Source organism: Bacillus sp. REN3, assembly GCF_017912555.1.
In the GTDB taxonomy this organism is placed as follows: Bacteria; Bacillota; Bacilli; order Bacillales; family Cytobacillaceae; genus Mesobacillus.
In genome coordinates, this window is record NZ_JAERSD010000008.1 from 133,523 (window position 1) to 151,845 (window position 18,323).

The window sequence follows — 18,323 nt, forward strand, 5'->3', positions numbered from 1 at the left end:
CGGGAGATTATCGGTTTGGATGGAAAATTGCAGCCATCTTCCTTTAAATCCAATCATAAAAAACCCGGCTGATTCACTTTCAGCCGGGTTCTTTATTCATTTACCTTGTCAATCTCTATTTTCCGGTGCATCTTTCCAAACATGACTCCCTCATCTTTGACAACAGACAGACCTGATGAGTTTGGCATATAAATTGCCTCGAACGCAATCCCATTACCTGGATGACAGGCCGCACAGCTTCTTTGAAAAAGCAAGCCCTTTTTCGATCGGCAAACTTGTCAAAGATCAAGGGTTTGCCACCTTTGCGGCAAACTCTTGCCCTCGAATAATGCAATCCGTGCCTTCGCGAAGAGACCTGTATAAAAAATGGTCATAAATCGGAGAAGCGCATTTATAAATTAACCTGTTCCATGTATTATTCATGCAGGCCACCCAGCCATTACAGACTTAATCATCCTTCACCTTCAACAGCCTCAACCCGTTAAGTGTCACGATCAGGGTCGCTCCCATATCAGCGAAAATCGCGATCCAAAGCGTCAGCCAGCCAGGGATGACAAGCAGCAGCGCCAGCAATTTGACGCCAATGGAAAAAGCGATATTCTGCTTGATGATCGCCAGGGTTTTGCGGCTGAGCCTGATGATGAACGGCAGCTTATTCAAATCGTCGGCCATGAGGGCAATGTCTGCCGTTTCGAGCGCGGTATCCGTTCCCGCACCTCCCATGGCGACTCCTACCGTAGCAGCAGCAAGCGCTGGTGCATCATTGATGCCGTCACCAACCATCGCGACATTCCCATGGACATTCTGCAGGTTCCTGATGAAGGCAAGCTTATCCTCAGGCAAAAGGTCAGATTCAATTTCGGAGACACCGGCAAGGCGACCAATTGCCTTTGCAGTGCCATTATTATCGCCCGTAAGCATAATTGTCTTTTCGATGCCAAGTTCATGGAGGTGTGAAATGACATCCTTGCTTGTTTCCCTAACCTCATCCGCAACAGCGATAAGCGCAAGAATGGCTGCTTCGGTCCCAACCGCCATGACTGTTTTGCCTTCAGCCTGAAGCGAGGACACGCGGTCCCTGGCTGAAGGCGAAATGCCGCCTGCAACAATCCCGCCCACATACTTGGGACTGCCGATATAATAAGTTGTGCCTCCTGCCAGCCCTCTGATTCCTTTTCCGGTAACCGACGCAAAGTCCTCGACTGCCAATTCGGCAAACGGAACCCCATCCTGCTCGGCCTTACGCACGATCGCGGCAGCCAGTGGGTGCTGCGATTTGTCCTCAAGAGCTGCAATCACCGCAAATAATTCTGTCGGATCGTAGTTTTCTTGCAATGCTTCATAGTCGGTAACGACCGGTATCCCTTTTGTCAGTGTACCAGTTTTATCAAAAGCAACCGCCTTAAGCGCGCCCATTTCCTCAAGATGGACACCGCCCTTGACGAGGACGCCATTTCGGGCAGCATTTCCGATGGCAGTGACAATCGAAACAGGAGTCGAAATGACAAGCGCACAAGGGCAGCCGACAACAAGCACGGCTAGCCCCTGATAGATCCATTCGCCCCAATCCGCCCCAAAGATGACTGGCGGAAGGATGGCAACGAGAGCAGCAACCAGGATAATGATCGGGGTATAATACTTGGCAAAACGATCGACAAATGCCTGGGACGGCGCTTTTTCTTCCTGTGCTTCTTCGACAAGATGGATGATTTTCGCTATCGTAGTGTCATCCACGAGCTTGGTGATTTTCACCTCAAGATGGCCCTCACCATTCAAAGTACCGGCAAAAACCTCATCGCCGGCATTCTTTTCTGCAGGTACGGATTCGCCAGTGATGGCTGCCTGATTAACAGCTGAAGCTCCCGCGATCACTTTCCCGTCCATAGCAATTTTTTGCCCGGGTTTCACAATCATGATATCTCCGACCTGAATTTCATTGACATTGAGTGTATACTCTCTGCCGCCGCGGCGGATGAGCGCTTCCTTCGGGGCGATGTCCATCAAGGAGCGGATCGATGCTCTCGCCTTATCCATCGAATATCTTTCCAATACTTCACTGATGGCAAAGAGGATGACAACGACCGCCCCCTCACTCCATTCCCCGATGATCGCAGCGCCGATAATAGCGATTGTCATCAATGCCCTCATGTCGAAGTCCAGGCGCAGAAGGTTCTGGATGCCATTCTTGAACAGGGAGTAACCGCCGATTGCGATGGCACCTAAAAAAGACACAATAGCCGGAAGGCTCTCTTCTCCATTGTTCCACTGAAAAAAGTAACCGATGATGACAAACATAAGGCTGATCAATAACCTGAAGTTCTCCTTCCAGAAAGGCTTTTTCGGTTCTGGGACGACCTCTGCCTTGTCAGGATAGATTTTCAGGTTCTCGAAAGCGCCGGCCTGCTCCAGTTCTTCAATGGAGGCATGGCCATAAACTGTCAGTTTCGACGCACCGAAATTAACTTTTGCATCAAAAACACCATCCAGGTGTTTTACGTTCTGTTCGAACTTTCCGGCACAGCTTGCTCAGGTAAAACCCTGTACTCTGTAGACATTTTTCTCTGCTGATGCTCCTGCTGCTTCATTCATGGCTGCCCGCCTCCTTCTGATGTTCAAACGCAATATGGATCAATTGCTTCACATGGTCATCGACCAAAGAATAAAAAACAAGCTTGCCTTCTTTGCGGTACTTTGCAAGCCCGAGATTCCTTAACAGCCGCAGATGATGGGAAGCTGTCGCAGTCGAAGAGTTGACGATCGAAGCGACATCACAGACGCATAGCTCCTTTTCAAGATAGAGCGCGAAGGCGATTTTGACTCTTGTTTCATCTGATAGTGCCTTAAAAATTTTTGCTACCGAAAGTGGGTCATTCTCTTTTAGCTTTCCGGCTACCCTGCCGACTTTTTCACTATCGATACAGTTCACCTGGCAAACATCCTGTTCCTTCAAGAAAAACACCTCATCATTCAAACGAGCTTTTGAATATAGTTTATTCAAAAGTCTGCTTGAATGTCAATATTTTCATTCAAATGACTATTTGAATGTTATTCATATGTCGTTTCCTTCCCGCACAAAAAGGCCAGGATGTATCCTGGCCAGATCCCTTATTTTAGCGGAATAGGGATTTCCATGAAATCTTCGGCGACTATCGCTTCTGGAAACAGGGAGGCCGCCTCCTCTTGAAGCTGTCTCCAATCATTCCGGTCATAGCGTGAGCTTATATGGGTCAGGCAAAGTTTCTTCGCCCCTGATCTAATAGCCGCTTGGGCCGCCTGTACGGTTGTTGAATGATAATATTCACGGGCAAGCGCTTCTTCTCCTGCGGAAAAGGTCGCTTCATGGATAAGCAAATCTGCATCCTTGCCAAGCAAAATCGCATTCTCGCAAGCTCTAGTATCTCCCAGGATCGTCACGGTCCGCCCTTTTTGGGCTGGCCCGACGAAATCATCCGGCTCAATGATCCTGCCATCCTCAAGAGTGACCGGTTCTCCGTTCTTGATTTTTTTATAGGCAGGGCCTGGTTTCACTCCTGCTGCTGCCAGCTTGTCGGCCAGAAGGATCCCAGGTCTGTCTTTTTCGCTGACCCGATAGCCGAATGAAGGGATTCCATGTTCAAGGAGCCTGGCTTCGACTAGGAACTGGCCATCCTCGAAAATCGTTCCTTCTTCGATTTCGATGACTTCAAGCGGATACTTCAAGTAGGTTTTGCTAATTTTGAATGATACTTCGATGAAATCTTTGATTCCTGGAGGGCCATACAGCGTAACGAGGGATTCCCCCCCCTGGAATGACCTGCTCGACAACAGCCCTGGAAGGCCGTATATATGGTCTCCATGCAAATGCGTGATAAAAATCTTTTCAATCCTTCGCGGTTTTATGCTTGTATGCAAAATCTGGTGCTGTGTGGCTTCACCACAATCAAAAAGCCATACCGCGCCCCGCTCCTCGAGCAGCTTGAGGGCGATTGAAGTCACATTTCTCAGTTTAGCCGGAACGCCAGCACCCGTCCCAAGAAAAAACACATCCATATCCATACATCCTTTCGTGCAAAAAGCCCTGCACTATACGGGCAGACAATTCTTTGTTCTTTCCAATATACCACACGGGCACCCTCCAGTTTCAACTGTTGCAAAGACCAACTGCAGGGTGACAAAGAAGCCTGGACTAAAAGTTTGCTTATTCTCTGCGAAACCGATAAAATTTTATACTTGTAAAGCATTCTTAGTACATAAGGATCAAATTCACATAAAGAGAGGTTCTGCATTGTGGCACAAACCGAAAAACCAACGGCATTGATCATGATTTTCGGAGCGACTGGAGACTTGGCGAACCGCAAACTGTTCCCTTCCCTTTACAATTTGTTCATAAAAGGAAAACTGGACAAGTTCGCTGTGATAGGCGTGGCCAGACGTTCACTTGCAAATGAAGAATTCCAGCAGCGAGTGAAGGAGTCTGTACTGGAACACCACGATTCAGCAGTGGAAATCGATGAATTCGTTTCGAAATTCTACTACCATTCCCATGATGTGACTGATTCAAGCTCCTACATCGCACTTGGAAAGCTTGCAGAGGAAATGGATAGCCACTATGGCCTCAATGGAAATAGGATCTTCTACTTAGCCATGGCGCCTGAATTCTTTGGAACAATCGCTGAGCATTTGAAAAAGGACAAGCTGACAGATGTCGCTGGCTTCAAACGCCTTGTCATTGAGAAGCCATTCGGACACGATCTGGAATCTGCGAAAATCCTCAACAAACAAATACGGAAGGCATTCGCGGAAGATGAAATCTACCGGATCGACCATTATCTTGGCAAGGAAATGGTCCAGAACATCGAAGTCATCCGTTTTGCCAACGCGATGTTCGAACCCTTGTGGAACAATCGCTACATTTCCAATATCCAGGTGACCTCGAGCGAGACGCTTGGAGTGGAAGAACGCGGACGCTATTATGAAAAGAGCGGGGCATTGCGTGACATGGTTCAAAACCATATGCTCCAAATGGTTTCCTTGCTGGCGATGGAACCGCCTATCAAGCTGACAACAGACGAAATCCGTTCCGAAAAAGTCAGGGTATTCCGTGCTCTCCGGCCGATAAAAGGCGAGAAGGTCAATGAATACTTTGTCCGCGGTCAGTATGATACGGGATTGATCAATGCCGAAAAAGTCCCGGCATACCGCCAGGAAGACATGGTCGATCCGGAATCCATGACGGAAACATTCGTGGCAGGGAAGCTGATGATCGACAACTTCCGCTGGGCAGGCGTTCCGTTTTTCATCCGTACTGGAAAAAGGATGAAGGCAAAATCGACAAAAATTGTCATCCAGTTCAAGGATATACCAATGGACTTGTATTATCAGCCAGAAAAGACTGTGAATCCAAACCTCCTCGTCATCCATATCCAGCCGGAAGAAGGCATCACGCTCCACCTGAATGCCAAGAAATCCGGACAGGGAACGAAAGCAACCCCTGTGAAGCTCAACTACGCAAATAAAGGAATCGATGGACTCAATACCCCTGAAGCTTATGAGAAGCTTCTTTATGATTCATTGCGCGGCGATGCGACTAACTTCACCCACTGGGATGAAGTGGCGCTGTCCTGGAGCTTCGTCGATAATATTTCCGATGCCTGGGAACATACAAAAGAGGATTTGTTCCCGAACTATCCTTCTGGAACGATGGGACCTGATGCAGCTGACAGATTACTTGAAAAAGACGGCTTCTTCTGGTGGCCGGTCACTGAAATCGATGTTGAAAATTGTTAAGAAAAAAGAGAACCCGCCCGGCTGGATGCCATGCGGGTTCTCTTTTTTCGATTTGCCGGGGTGAAAATGCTTCTTCTTCCCAAAATGGAAAGCCAACATCCATGATCGTAAAAGATTTTTCAGCTTGCTTTATCCTTTTTCTCCGGTTTGCCCGTGACAATCAACTTCATTTCTTTCAAGGCTTTTGTCTTGCCTGCGAAGTTTTCCGCTTCGGCGACAAATGTATGGTGCCCATTGTCAAAGTCTAATTCGATTGAAAATGTTCCATCCAAACTAGTTTTAATTGACTTGACCAGAGATACTTCATTGCCGTGCTGTTCATAAATATTGACGGTCGTTCCAAGGTCCGCTTTGCCTTCAATCAATGCCGGTTCACCTTTTACCATTAATTCTTCTTTGTTCCATGTTGGTGCTGCCGGAATTTCCTGCTGGGCATCCTTAGACCAGCGAAGCGCATTGACGAACAATTGTCGGCCATCTTTGGTCCACCCGTAATCAGGTCCAATGATATTCGTTACCGCAAAGGAAGACATCAACAGGTGCATATGCTCCTTGCTCCTGAATTCGTATGCAATGGAATCACCTTTGCTATCCTCGTCTACAGATAGGCTGGAGATCGGGATTCCGGAGTAATTCCTGAAGGTCGAATATGGACTCTTCGCGGCATGGACTTTAACTTTACCGTTTTCATCAGGATTGATGCCGGCGAACAGCGGATGTCCATCCGCAGCATCCACATATACTGCTCCTTCATTGTATCCTTGCTGGTCGATTTCCAGGCTGCCCTGGACCTCTTTCAACCTTTGGATGGAACCTTCACCGACACCCCATGTTCCGGTGAAGACCAGGCTTGTTCTGTGTTTATCACTCTCTTTGATCAACTGCTCGAACTGTTCTTTCGTTCCTTTGCCCGAATTGATCAGAATGACGTCGTATTTCCCGACTTTTTCAAGGATCTCCCAGCCTTTTTGTTCAGCATAAAGCTTCTGCTCATTAAGCAAGGCTGTCAATGAGCCGTTGACATCCCCAAGCACAGCTGCTTCGAATGCATGTAACTCAAGATTGAATTTTTTATCTTCTGTCCCGATTGAAACATCGAATGTTTCCTGAAGATAACCTTCTGCAAGAACGTTCAATGTATAGTCGCCAGACAGCAAATTCTCGAATTGGAAAGTACCATCTTCCTTGCTGGTCCCTTCCAGCTTAAAGGATGGTTCATCCTTAGGAATCAGGGTCAGGGAAGCTCCTGCCACAGGTTCTTTGCTTTTTTTGCCAGTGACCACTCCGGTTAAACCAGAACCATCAATGGCTTCGAGCGAAAAGTCCAGCTCTACACTGCTTCCAAGTTCAGCGACCTTTGCCTGTTTTGTTTGCTCCCTGTAGCCTCTTGCCTGTACAGTCAATTCATAATCGCCAACGCCGATGCCAAATTTATATTGGCCAGCTTCGTTTGTTGTTGTCTTGTGGCCGGTTCCTTTTATGGAGACAAGGGCCCCTCCAATCGGTTTTCCCTGGCTATCCAACACTTTTCCCTTTATCTCTCCCTGGCTTGCTGACAAGGCGAAGTCGATGGCATTGAGATAAATCTGCTTCGCGTTTTCCGTCCATCTATCATTCGGGCTTCCATAAGAACTAATTTGCAGCGCGGATAAAAGGACATGGACGCTGTTCGATGAACTGAACTTATAGCCGATTGAGCTGCCAAGTTCTCCTTTCGCTGGATTTGATAGACTCGCAAGGGTTGTGCCGCTATAGTGATCATAAACAGAATACTGTACACTGCCTTTCGGGTTCATGAGCAATGGAAGTTCATCGCCTTTATTGAATCCCTTTAAGATTGGATGATGCTCATCAACCCTTAGATTGATTTCCTTGTCGACAAAACTGTAGGAAAATTTCTGCGGATCCCCGTAGGCATCCTTCATATCCCCTACTGTTCCGCCATACGAAGCAGTAAATATCATGCTTACACCATTTTCATTTGCGTTTTCGACCATCTCCTTGAAGCGGTCTTCCTTCATGTAATAGGAAGTGTCATTCACTATAATCAATTTGTAGTTTGATATATTCTCAATCAATGATTCAAATTCCGCATAAGGATGGAAGTCAATGTCATATCCGTTGCTTTCCAGGAACGGCATGATTTTTTCTTTATGATATGGATTTGCAAGGACCGCTATTTTTTCCGAAACAGCAAGAGAGACGTTTAGCTCTGTCTGTTGTCCTGCAACTATCTCCACGTTTTCGTAAACCGGCTTATAGCCTGATGCAATGATCTTCAATTCATAGCTGCCCTGCGGAAGGGTCACCTTATATTTTCCTTCTTCATTGGTCTTGACTTTGACAGGAGTGCCGATTACCTCTACTTTTGCCCCCGGAACAGGATCCTTCGTGGCTGCATCGAAAATTTTTCCAGCTGCGACACCGGAATCGACGGACTTGATTGTGAAGTTTTCGGAGACTGCCTCACCATTTTTTATTGTGACAGTAAATTCTTTTGCTGTGTGTCCGAATGCTTCCACAGTCAGGGAATAAGTCCCTTCCTCGAAGGCGGCAAAGAACTTGCCTTTGTCATCCGTTTGATAGCTTTTTCCTGTTTCCTTTACTTTGATTTCAGCCTTTAACGGGCCGCTCTCATTTTGGACCGTACCGTGGAGTTCGCCAACAAGCGCCTCCTTCTCATCGATAGCCCAGTTCAGCGCGTTGGATAAAATCCGTTCCCTGGCAGGATCAAACGAATCATTGGGCTTGAAAACATGGCTGATCGTCATATTGGCCAAGAGGATTTCAATCGAGTCAGTTGTCCGGCCTTTGTATGCCACCATGCTTCCCTTCTCGCCAGTTTCAGAATGGGAAAAATCGATGATTGTTTTTCCGGAGTAGCCATCAAACCCGTAGTAATACCCCGATTTCACTGGAATCTCAATGGTTTCCCCAGTACTGAAACCCGATGTCAGAGGGTGTTTGCCCAAAACTGTTCCTTGTGCCCCAGGCCTGTTGTGGTGTTCAAAAATCGTCTTCGGATTGTCCGAGTATTCTTGCATGTAGCGGATCGAACCACGCCCTCCAGCCTGTCCAGTCCAGATGACAGATTTCCTTTTCTCATCCAGTGCTTTCTCAAATGCCAAAAATACTTCCTTCGATGGGACCGCATCGGGTTTATAATCAGAGTTTGCAAACACAACATCCACTTCATCCAATTTATCTATATCCTTATAATCCATGTGAATGACCTTGTAGCCTCTTTCCTCGAGGTATTGCTTATAAGAAGTGCCTGAAGCAGTCAAGTCCACGATGATCCCCACAGTTGGCGATGGCCGTAATTTTATGTTCAGTGACGCTTTTTGATTGTCAACAATTCTCACAGCAACATCCTGGCGGACATAGCCTTCCTTTTCAATCCTGACCGTGTAGTCTCCAGGGTCTATTTTTGAAAGGTTATATTGTCCTTGGAGGTTGGTAACAGCTTCTCTTGCCTGGCCTAAAATGGTGAGTTTTGCCCCCTCAATTGCATTACCATCCTTTAGATTCTCGACCGTACCAGATATGGAACCTGCATTTTCAGCCACTTCCATTGAAATTGTCTGTGGCTCAACATCCTTTCCGGCCGTTACTTTCACAGTTTTGTCGGCATACCCAAAGGCAGTGATTTCAATTTCGTATTCCCCTGGAAGCAACGGGATTGAAAAGCTTCCATCTTGATCGCTCGAGCGAGTTTCGATTGGCTGACCCTTGACCTTGATATCCGCCTTCAATGGGTTGCCAAGTTCATCGAGGATTGTGCCGCTGATAACCGGGAACCGGACATTTGCTGCCCAGAGAACGGAGTTGATCAGCAGTTGTTTTCCTTCCTCTGTATAATCTTTAGCTCCGTGGTAATAAGCAAACCCATGCCCGCTCATAAGCATTTCAACACTGCCGGCTGATCTTGGTTTATATGCGATACCAAGACCATGCGTGTTTTCTGAGCCTTCATGTTTGATTTCAGCAAGCGAGTAGCCGCTGTAATCCTTAAAGTACCCGACATAGCTGGCAGCCGGCGTGAGGATTTCAATGAGATCTCCTGCTTTCGCTCCGTTGAAGATGGGGTGCTCCTCGAGTACCTTGTACTGCGCAGATTCAGTTGTTTTCCTTACCGTATCCCATTCCTTTGGATCGTTCCTGTACTTCATGAGCTGCGTGATGCCTCCACCCCAGACAGCGTCACCGAATATCAAGCTTGTCTGGGCTTTGTCTGCTGCTTCCATGACTTTATCGGATATTACTTGAGAGCTTGGATCATTAAAGAAAACGACGTCAAAATCAGCCATTTTTCCAACCAAATCGGCAGGCTGCACATCTGAAACATCCACCCCAATCTCCTTAAAAAGAGCTTTGAAGTTTTTATCAGAGGAATAATAGTCTCCCACAACCCCTACCGATGGCATAGGGTGAAGCTTGATATCAAGCTCTCCCGGGTGATGCGCGACATCGACGTTTTGCGAATGGGCGATGTATCCTTCCTTGCTGAATGTAAGCGTGTATACTTCTTCTCCTAACCCAGGAACTTCATAGCGTCCATTCGCTGCCGTCCGCGATCCGGCAACTGTTTCCCCAGCTTCATTTTTCACTTCAAGATCGACATCCTGAAGTTCCATACCTGAAATGGAATCGGTGACAATGCCTGTCAGCAAACCTTTTTCGGATTCCCCAAGCTTAATTTTCACAGTAGAAGGAGCATCTTTATCGAATGTAACGGTTTCCGTTATCGATCCTGCTCCCTTGGAACGGACTTCGAGTTTAAAGGTGCCCTCATCATGGTAAAATGTAAAGCTGCCATTGGCATCTGTTTGCGCTTTCACGCCTGTATCCACCACTTCAATGCTTGCTTTTACTGGTTCCCCTGCTGCATTTGTCACTGTGCCTGATACTTTCCCAAATTCCGCTTTGTAAAGGTAATCCATGCTGTTAAAGAGAATCTGCTGCTGCCCCCGCAGCCAGGCCTTCGATGATTCCCAAGGTACTGTCGAATGGCTGGACAATAATAGATGGGCACTGTCTTCTGAAACTGCCTGATAAGCGACACCTGATCCTACAAATCCCAGCTCCGTGTTCCCGATTTTCCCTATTGTCCTCCCGGAATATTGGTTAAACCATGCAAAATCAGCGTTATTTCCTAAAATGCTGATCCGGTCCCCAGGTTTATACCCTTTGAAGATCGGATGCTCCGCCTCTACCTGAATTCTTACTTCCCCTCCATCATAATCGTGTCCTAGCTCATTGGGATTTTGGAAGAAATCTTTCAGATGGTGGATGGATCCATAATTAGATCCCCACTGGTCGGTAAAAATGACGCTGACGCCATTTTCCCTTGCCTTTTCAATCAATTCTTTAAACTGCGCCTCAGTCGGTTTGATTCCATCCGAGCCATATCCGCCATTCAGGTAGATTACTTTATAACGCCCAACATCCTCTATCACATCCCAACCCCGTTCTTCGGCGATATAGCCATTCGCGTTCAATAGGCTGGTTATTTCACTCTTGTAATCGTCAAGGACAGCAATATCGATTGGCTGCAATTCGTAGGTCATTTTTGATTCCCCGCCACCATGGACAATGATTTCAACGCTGCCTTCCTTATACCCCTTCAAGGAAACCGTTGCCACATACGTCCCCTCATACACCTCTTCTGCAGCGAACAATCCATTGCTGTCTGTCTTTCCATCCACTGTTGAATCCCTTAATTTGATTCCCGCTCCTTCCACCGGCTTTCCTGTCCGTTTATCTTTTACCAGGATGGAGAATGAACCCTTGTCAGCATCTTCAAGATTGTATTTTTTTGTAAATTGGTAACCTGAAGAAAGCTTTAGTTTCTCAGTGATTTGCTTTTTTCCATAGGAGTAAATCCTGATTGTATAATCACCAGGTGTGTGCTTAAGCAGAAAGCTCCCATTTTCATCTGTTTTGGCATCTTCACCCGTTTCGATAACGGTGACAGAACCCTTAACGGAATTTCCGCCAGCATCCTTTAAAGATCCTTTTACGCTTCCCGGTGATTCATAGCTTTGCACTCCAGATTGGAAGGGGACGATCACCTGGCCATTCAGGATTGGGATCCCGGACGTACTGTAGACAGGGAGGCTGAAATCCTTCAGCCTTTCACCAGAATACACATCAATGACAGAGAGGCTTCCGCTTGTGCCTGCGAAGAATAACAGTCCGTTAGCGGAAACAGAACCATTGTTCAGAGTGGTCCCGACAGAGCGGTTATTCCAGAGCTCCTGTCCATTGGCAGCGTCGAAAGCCCGGAGGACTGGCTGTACTGCAGAACCGATGATAACAATATTTTCATGGACGATAGGAGAAGCAGCCTGTGTATCGCCAATACCGGGTGCCTTCCACTTCTCTTTACCTGTCCTGGCATCCAGGGCGTAAAGCGTACCTCCTTCAGTATTAAAGTTGACTCCTGAAAGATAAAGTGTTCCATTATCGTATACCGGCCTGGACGCAGCACCTTCATTCACAAGTGTTTTGCTCCATACCTCGGAACCATCTTCGATTCTCAGCGCTCTGATTTTTTGATTGTCATAGCTGCCGATAAATAGCATCCCGTCTCCGGCACTTGGGCCAAAATAGGTAGGCGCACCGAGAGAGACACTCCATTTCTTTTCGCCAGTTCCTGAGTCCAATGCTATAAGTTTTGCGTCATTTGTCAGGTCTGATGAGACAAAGAGAGTACCATCAATGAATAATGGTGATTCGTAAATCGCTTTTGCCCCGATATTCGTTGTCCAAATGATGCTGCCGGATTTTAAGTCAAGGGCATAGATCTTTCCGTCTTCTCCGCCTGAAAGATAGACAGTATTCCCTTCAATCGCAGGTGACGATCTGTTTGTGCTTCCGACCTTCACGGCCCATTGCTCTTTTCCAGTTTGGGAATCAAGCGCGATGACGTATCCTCTGTCAGTGACCAGTACTACTTTTTCCTTAGTGGCAGCTGGAGTGGAAAATAAGATTTTCCCCTTGCCTGAAACATCATATTTCCACCCTTTTTCCAGCGCATCAAGGTCAATCCCATTCGCTGAAACAGCATTCCGGTGTATGTTCCCGTTTGCCATTTCCCATTGACGATTCGATGGCGAAGTCTTATTGTTCACTTTCACCTCGAGCGAAACTTCTTCTCCCACTTCCACTTCCTTTGCCAGCCCGTTAATCCCTTCACCTGAAAATTGGAAGATATATTTACCCGCAGGCAGTTTCTTGATTTCAAATGCACCCGCTGCATCTGTGCGGTATACCGGCAGTGGAGTTCCTTTTACCCTTACATATGCATAAGCTGCAGGCTTCCCTGAGCCGTCTGCTACTTTGCCTTTTACAGAAAAGGTCTGGGCATCGTCCAATACCCAATTCACTGTCAGTGCTTCACCTTTTTTCAGCTCTATGGCTGCTTCCAAATCCTTGTAGCCAAAAGAGGAAACAGTGACCTTATGGGTTCCTTCCCTGATTTTAAAGCTGAACTCTCCCCCTTTTCCAATGTCGAAGGAAATCCCTTCTTCCTTTATTTCAAGCTTTCCTGAAAGAGCCTTGCCATCTTTATTTATAAGTTTTCCGGTGAGTTCCCCGGCAAATGCGGTTTCGGTAACTGCCTGGTAAATATTGATGATTCCGCTTCCATAGGAGTCATTTGGCAATGTCCCCATATGCGATTCCACTCTGGCAGTCTTTTTAAGTGTTTCCTTTATTTGATCTATCGTTAGGTTCGGTTTGGCCTGCAGCAAAAGTGCCACTGCACCTGTGACATGCGGGGTCGCCATGGAAGTCCCGCTGATGGTGTTGTATTTCCCTTCTTTCCGTTTCGCTGGCCATGCTGAATAAATTTTATGGCCTGGTGCCGAAAGATCCGGCTTGATGATTCTCTGTTCCTGGCCATTTCCATCCTTCCAGAATACAGGTCCGCGGCTTGAGAAATAAGCTGTTTGATCATAAGCATCGGTTGCGCCCACGGCAAATGTCTCTGGAAAACTCCCCGGGGACCCGATTGTCTGTGAGCCGGGGCCATCGTTCCCGGCCGCAAAAGACGGGAAAATCCCCGCCGCGACCCATGCTTTCACATCTTCATAGAATTCGAGGTTATAAGTATTGGAATTTCCCCATGAGTTGTTGACTACATGCGGAGCTTTAGATGGATCATCTCCTGGCGCCATGAACCATTGGAACGCCTTGTGGATCGCAGATAATGTAGTAGATCCCCCATCATTGAAAATTTTAGCAGCAATCCATTCTGCTTCCGGCGCCACCCCGATTGGTTCACCCGGACCCCCTCCAACAGCTGTTCCCGCCACGTGAGTTCCGTGTCCATTCCCGTCATTTGGGGTTTCATAGTTTTGACCTGATAAATCAATCCATGAATATTGATGGCTGCCATTACGGCCGCGATAGGTTTGCTTAAGGGCTTCGTGGTTTCCATCAACTCCGGAATCCATGATTCCGACAATGATTCCTTCACCCTTTAAACCATATTGCCCCCATACCTTTGGAGCATATATTTTTTCAAGACCCCACTGAGGGAGCCGCGGAGGACTTTCTTCCACTGTTACATCCGGCAGGCTTAGTGTCTCATCGAGTGAGATCCCGGCAATATCTTCCCGTTTTTTCAATTCTTCAAATGCTTCCCTGGTGACAGAAGCTGTGATTCCGTTAATGATCCACAGTGAATCTTTCTTTTTGGCTTTTCCTTTGTTTTCAAGAGCATCCAATGCTTGATGGATTCCTTTTTGAGAGTTTTTTGCTTTTTCTTTGAGGTGGTCCTGGATGGTTATGATTTTTTCTGTGCGGTTTTTCGTTGCTTTTACTTGAGGATAAATATTGTTGAGGTCAGGTGTATCTTTCATCCTGATGATAACATCAATTTCCTGTTTCTTTTCAAATGCCTTAAGGAGGATCCCTTCTTCATTTTTCGCCTTTTCAGCTGCTGATTCTGAATCACCCTTCAAAGGCGGGGGCTGAATGCCGAGTCCCTCGAGCAAATTTGTCAGCGTTCCGCTTTCAGCTGAGGTCTTTTCTGCTTCTTCTGTTTTTCCTGAATCATATGCTTGCTCACGCTGTTTCTCCAGTTTCAATTCTTCTTCAGAAAAGCTTTTTGGCTTTTCTCCTGCAGCAACTGCCTGTTGAGTGATAAAGGAAGAAAAAACAAGCAGCAAAGCCAGCATGAAAGCTGAAATCTTTCTCGCAGTTTTCTTCGTCTTCCATTTCATTTCCCTTGCACCTCCTGATTCATTTCATAACGAAGAATTACTGCAAAATTTTGTTAAAACCTTCTTTTTTATTGAATTTTTTCACTTTTCTGACAAGAATGAATCCAAAGTACGACTTTTTCGCCAGCTAATAGGAATAAAGAGACGGGTGTCTGAAATAAAAACAGCGAACCCCTGGTCCGCTGTTTTTTGATTCTAATCCATCCACTCTGTGTGGAAGGCGCCTTCTTTATCGATGCGCTGATAAGTATGTGCGCCAAAGTAATCGCGCTGTGCCTGTAGTAGGTTTGCCGGAAGCGTCTCGGTCCTGTAGCTGTCAAAATAGGCAAGAGCAGCTGAAAACCCTGGGATAGGGACACCGTTCATGACAGCTGCCGAAATGATTTCACGCAGCGATTGCTGGTAATCCTGGGCCACTTGCTTGAAATATGGATCGAGAAGCAGGTTTTTCAAGCCTGGGTCACGGTCATATGCTTCCTTGATTTTCTGAAGGAATTGAGCTCTGATGATACAGCCACCGCGGAAAATCATCGCAATTTCCCCGTAGTTTAGCTCCCAATCATATTCGTCCGATGCTGCCCTCATTTGCGCGAACCCTTGTGCATAAGAACAGATTTTGCTTAAATACAATGCTTTGCGGATCGATTCGATGAATCCTTCACGATCCCCCTCGAATGGTTTCACTTCAGGGCCGCTTAGGATTTTGCTTGCTTCGACCCTCTCCTGTTTCATGGCGGAAATGAACCGTGCAAATACGGACTCGGTAATGATTGGAAGCGGCACCCCGAGATCGAGCGCACTCTGGCTCGTCCATTTTCCTGTTCCTTTTTGGCCAGCCGTATCTAAAATGACATCGACCAGCGGCTTACCGGTTTCTTCATCTCTCTTCGTGAAAATATCTGCTGTGATCTCAATCAAGTAGCTGTCAAGCTCACCTCTGTTCCAGTCCGCAAATACTTCATGAAGTTCATCCGCGTTAAGGCCGAGTAAATGCTTTAGCATAAAATACGACTCGGAAATCAGCTGCATATCCCCATATTCGATTCCATTATGGACCATTTTCACATAGTGGCCTGCTCCATCTGGACCAATATAAGTAGTGCAAGCCTCTTCATTAACTTTGGCGGCGATGTCTTTGAAAATCGGTGCTACAAGCTCGTAAGCTTCCTTTTGCCCGCCAGGCATGATGGAAGGACCGTTCAGTGCCCCTTCCTCCCCGCCCGAGACACCGGTGCCGATAAAATGGAGGCCGAGCTCACTCAGTTCTTTATTCCTGCGCTGCGTATCAGCGAAATATGTATTTCCGCCGTCAATCAGGATGTCCCCTTCTTCAAGGAAAGGCTTCAGCTGTTCTATCATTGCATCCGTTGCCGCTCCAGCTTTCACCATCAGCAAGATTTTCCGGGGCTTTTCCAGGGATTGCACGAACTCTTCGATTGAAAAGGTGCCTACGATCTTCTTGCCTTTCGTTTCAGCCAGCATTTCATCGGTCTTTTCACGTGAACGATTATAAACCGAAACAGAATATCCCCTGCTTTCAATATTCAGGGCAAGGTTCTTCCCCATGACTGCAAGGCCGATGACGCCAATCTGCTGTTTTGACATATTTTCAAACTTCCCTTCTTTGTGAAGCTATGATATAAAACAAAACCATACATACTAATTTAGCAATGTTGCATCGCTGTTTGCAAATAATCGGGTCCAGCCACTATTTATTTTGGCTCAACCCCATCACTCTAAACACATTTTAATTATTATTCCCGTTATCCTTTTCCTCCTTGCGTTCCTGAAGGAAGTCCTTATTAAAGCTAGTATCTTGACCTTGCCTTCCATCCGGCTGTTGTTTCTTAACCTGGGATCCGGCCAGGTCTATGATTGCCTTCCCATACTTCTCCCTTAAGAAGGACATCGTATTCAAGAGCGGCTCCTTCCTCGCATCCTGCTCAAAAGTAAAAAGGTCAAGCTGTTTCACCGCCTCGCCGGCATCAAGCAAGTCTGTGCCTGTGATGCCGAGGAGCCTGACTGGATTCCCATTCCAATGTTTCAGGAAAAGAGCTTTGGCTGCTGCAGCGATGTCCTCCTTCCTTGACACCGGGTTGGGCAGCTTCTGGCTTCGGCTGATTGTCTTCCTGTCCTTGAAGCGAATCGTCACACCGATATTCGCCGCAACAGCTTCTTTCCGTTTCATCCTGGCGGCTACCTGTTCCGAAAGCTTATCGAGAACCTTAAGAAGTTCATGCTGGTTCGAAATATCACGCGGCAAAGTGGTGGAATTGCCGATGCTTTTAAAATCATAGACCGAATCGGGATCCACTGGGCGGTTGTCGATCCCGTTGGACCTTTGCTTAAGCCTTTGGCCATTGATTCCAAGGAGGCCCTTGAGCTGGATATCGTTAGCTTTTGCGAGGCTGCCGATCGTATCAATGCCAATACTCTTTAATTTCCCAGCTGTTTTGTTTCCAATCCCATGCATTTCCCCAACTTCAAGCGGCCAGAGTACATTGGGGATATCCCTTTTACGCAAAACTGTAATCCCTAATGGCTTTTTCATATCGGATGCTGTTTTTGCCAAAAACTTGTTAGGCGCGACCCCAATGCTGCAAGGCAAATCAAGCTGCGCAAGAATCCGTTTTTGGATGCTTTCGGCAATCTCAAGCGGTGAACCGATAGCATAGCATTCCGTAATATCCATATAGCCTTCATCGATTGAGACAGGCTCAACAAGCGATGTAAACGTACGAAGGATATCGAACATCGCGGCGGAAGCGGTCCGGTAGCGGTCAAAGTTTGGCCGTTTGACAATTAACTCCGGGCAAAGCTTCTTCGCTTCCCACAATGGCATCGTTGTCCTGACGCCATATTTCCTCGCTTCATAGCTGCAAGTGACGATAATGCCCCTCCGTTCTTCAGGATTCCCGGCAATTGCCAGCGGCTTGCCCTTTAATTCGGAATCATACGCCATTTCAACCGATGCATAAAAACTATTCATATCAACGTGGAGGATGACCCTGCCTTTTTTTGGATACATTGTATTCATCTTGTACACTTCCCAAATATACGTTCTCCTTTAGTTTAACAAAAAATCCTGCGGATACCCATACAGAAGGGTTCCAAAATAGTAATATCCAATTTATTGTTAACCAGATGATTGCCGCAGCACCCGGCTCCCTCAGCGGAAAGCGAAGGTTTGGAATCGATAACAAGAGACAGGTCAACTGCAAAAATAAAGGTCCCCTAAAGGGACCTGCAGACTGTAGACAAACTCGATGGAAATCGAGCTTGTCTACAGTTTTTTTGGTTTGTGCTGGAATAGGGCTGTTGATT

8 protein-coding genes are annotated in these 18,323 nt (G+C 46.8%); 1 reads left to right on the forward strand and 7 read right to left on the reverse strand.

What is annotated here, in order from left to right:
- Window positions 1-447: 447 nt before the first annotated feature.
- From JJQ88_RS09635 to rnz, 3 genes are all read right to left on the reverse strand, one after another.
- Window positions 448-2,589: a heavy metal translocating P-type ATPase gene (locus JJQ88_RS09635; protein WP_210365663.1), complete on the reverse strand. Its 2,142-nt coding sequence runs from the start codon at window positions 2,587-2,589 to the stop codon at window positions 448-450.
- On the reverse strand, window positions 2,582-2,950 hold the full coding sequence (locus JJQ88_RS09640) for an ArsR/SmtB family transcription factor (protein WP_210365664.1): 369 nt from the start codon (window positions 2,948-2,950) through the stop codon (window positions 2,582-2,584). The genes JJQ88_RS09635 and JJQ88_RS09640 overlap by 8 nt, the downstream gene beginning before the upstream one ends.
- 155 nt (window positions 2,951-3,105) lie before the next feature.
- Complete coding sequence (rnz, locus tag JJQ88_RS09645; RefSeq protein WP_210365665.1) at window positions 3,106-4,029, reverse strand: ribonuclease Z; 924 nt, start codon at window positions 4,027-4,029, stop codon at window positions 3,106-3,108.
- A gap of 237 nt (window positions 4,030-4,266) precedes the next feature.
- Between rnz and zwf the strand changes: the two genes are divergently transcribed.
- Entirely contained in the window at window positions 4,267-5,766 is a 1,500-nt protein-coding gene (zwf, locus tag JJQ88_RS09650; RefSeq protein ID WP_210365666.1) for a glucose-6-phosphate dehydrogenase, read from the forward strand.
- A 119-nt stretch (window positions 5,767-5,885) separates the two neighbouring features.
- Here the strand turns inward: zwf and JJQ88_RS09655 are convergent, their stop codons facing one another.
- The 4 genes from JJQ88_RS09655 to JJQ88_RS09670 all read right to left on the reverse strand — a co-directional run.
- The gene (locus tag JJQ88_RS09655) at window positions 5,886-14,999 is read right to left on the reverse strand and encodes a carboxypeptidase regulatory-like domain-containing protein (protein ID WP_210365667.1); all 9,114 of its coding nucleotides are present in this window, start codon (window positions 14,997-14,999) and stop codon (window positions 5,886-5,888) included.
- Window positions 15,000-15,194: 195 nt separating this feature from the next.
- A complete protein-coding gene (gene gndA, locus JJQ88_RS09660; RefSeq protein ID WP_210365668.1) occupies window positions 15,195-16,604 on the reverse strand; it encodes an NADP-dependent phosphogluconate dehydrogenase in 1,410 nt (469 codons plus the stop codon).
- Window positions 16,605-16,746: 142 nt separating this feature from the next.
- Window positions 16,747-18,036 (reverse strand): DNA polymerase IV, encoded by a 1,290-nt coding sequence (locus JJQ88_RS09665; RefSeq protein WP_210365669.1) that lies wholly within the window; start codon window positions 18,034-18,036, stop codon window positions 16,747-16,749.
- Window positions 17,990-18,323, reverse strand: a 334-nt coding sequence (locus JJQ88_RS09670) for a hypothetical protein (protein WP_210365670.1), incomplete at its 5' end; no start/stop codon positions are given. The genes JJQ88_RS09665 and JJQ88_RS09670, both read right to left, overlap by 47 nt.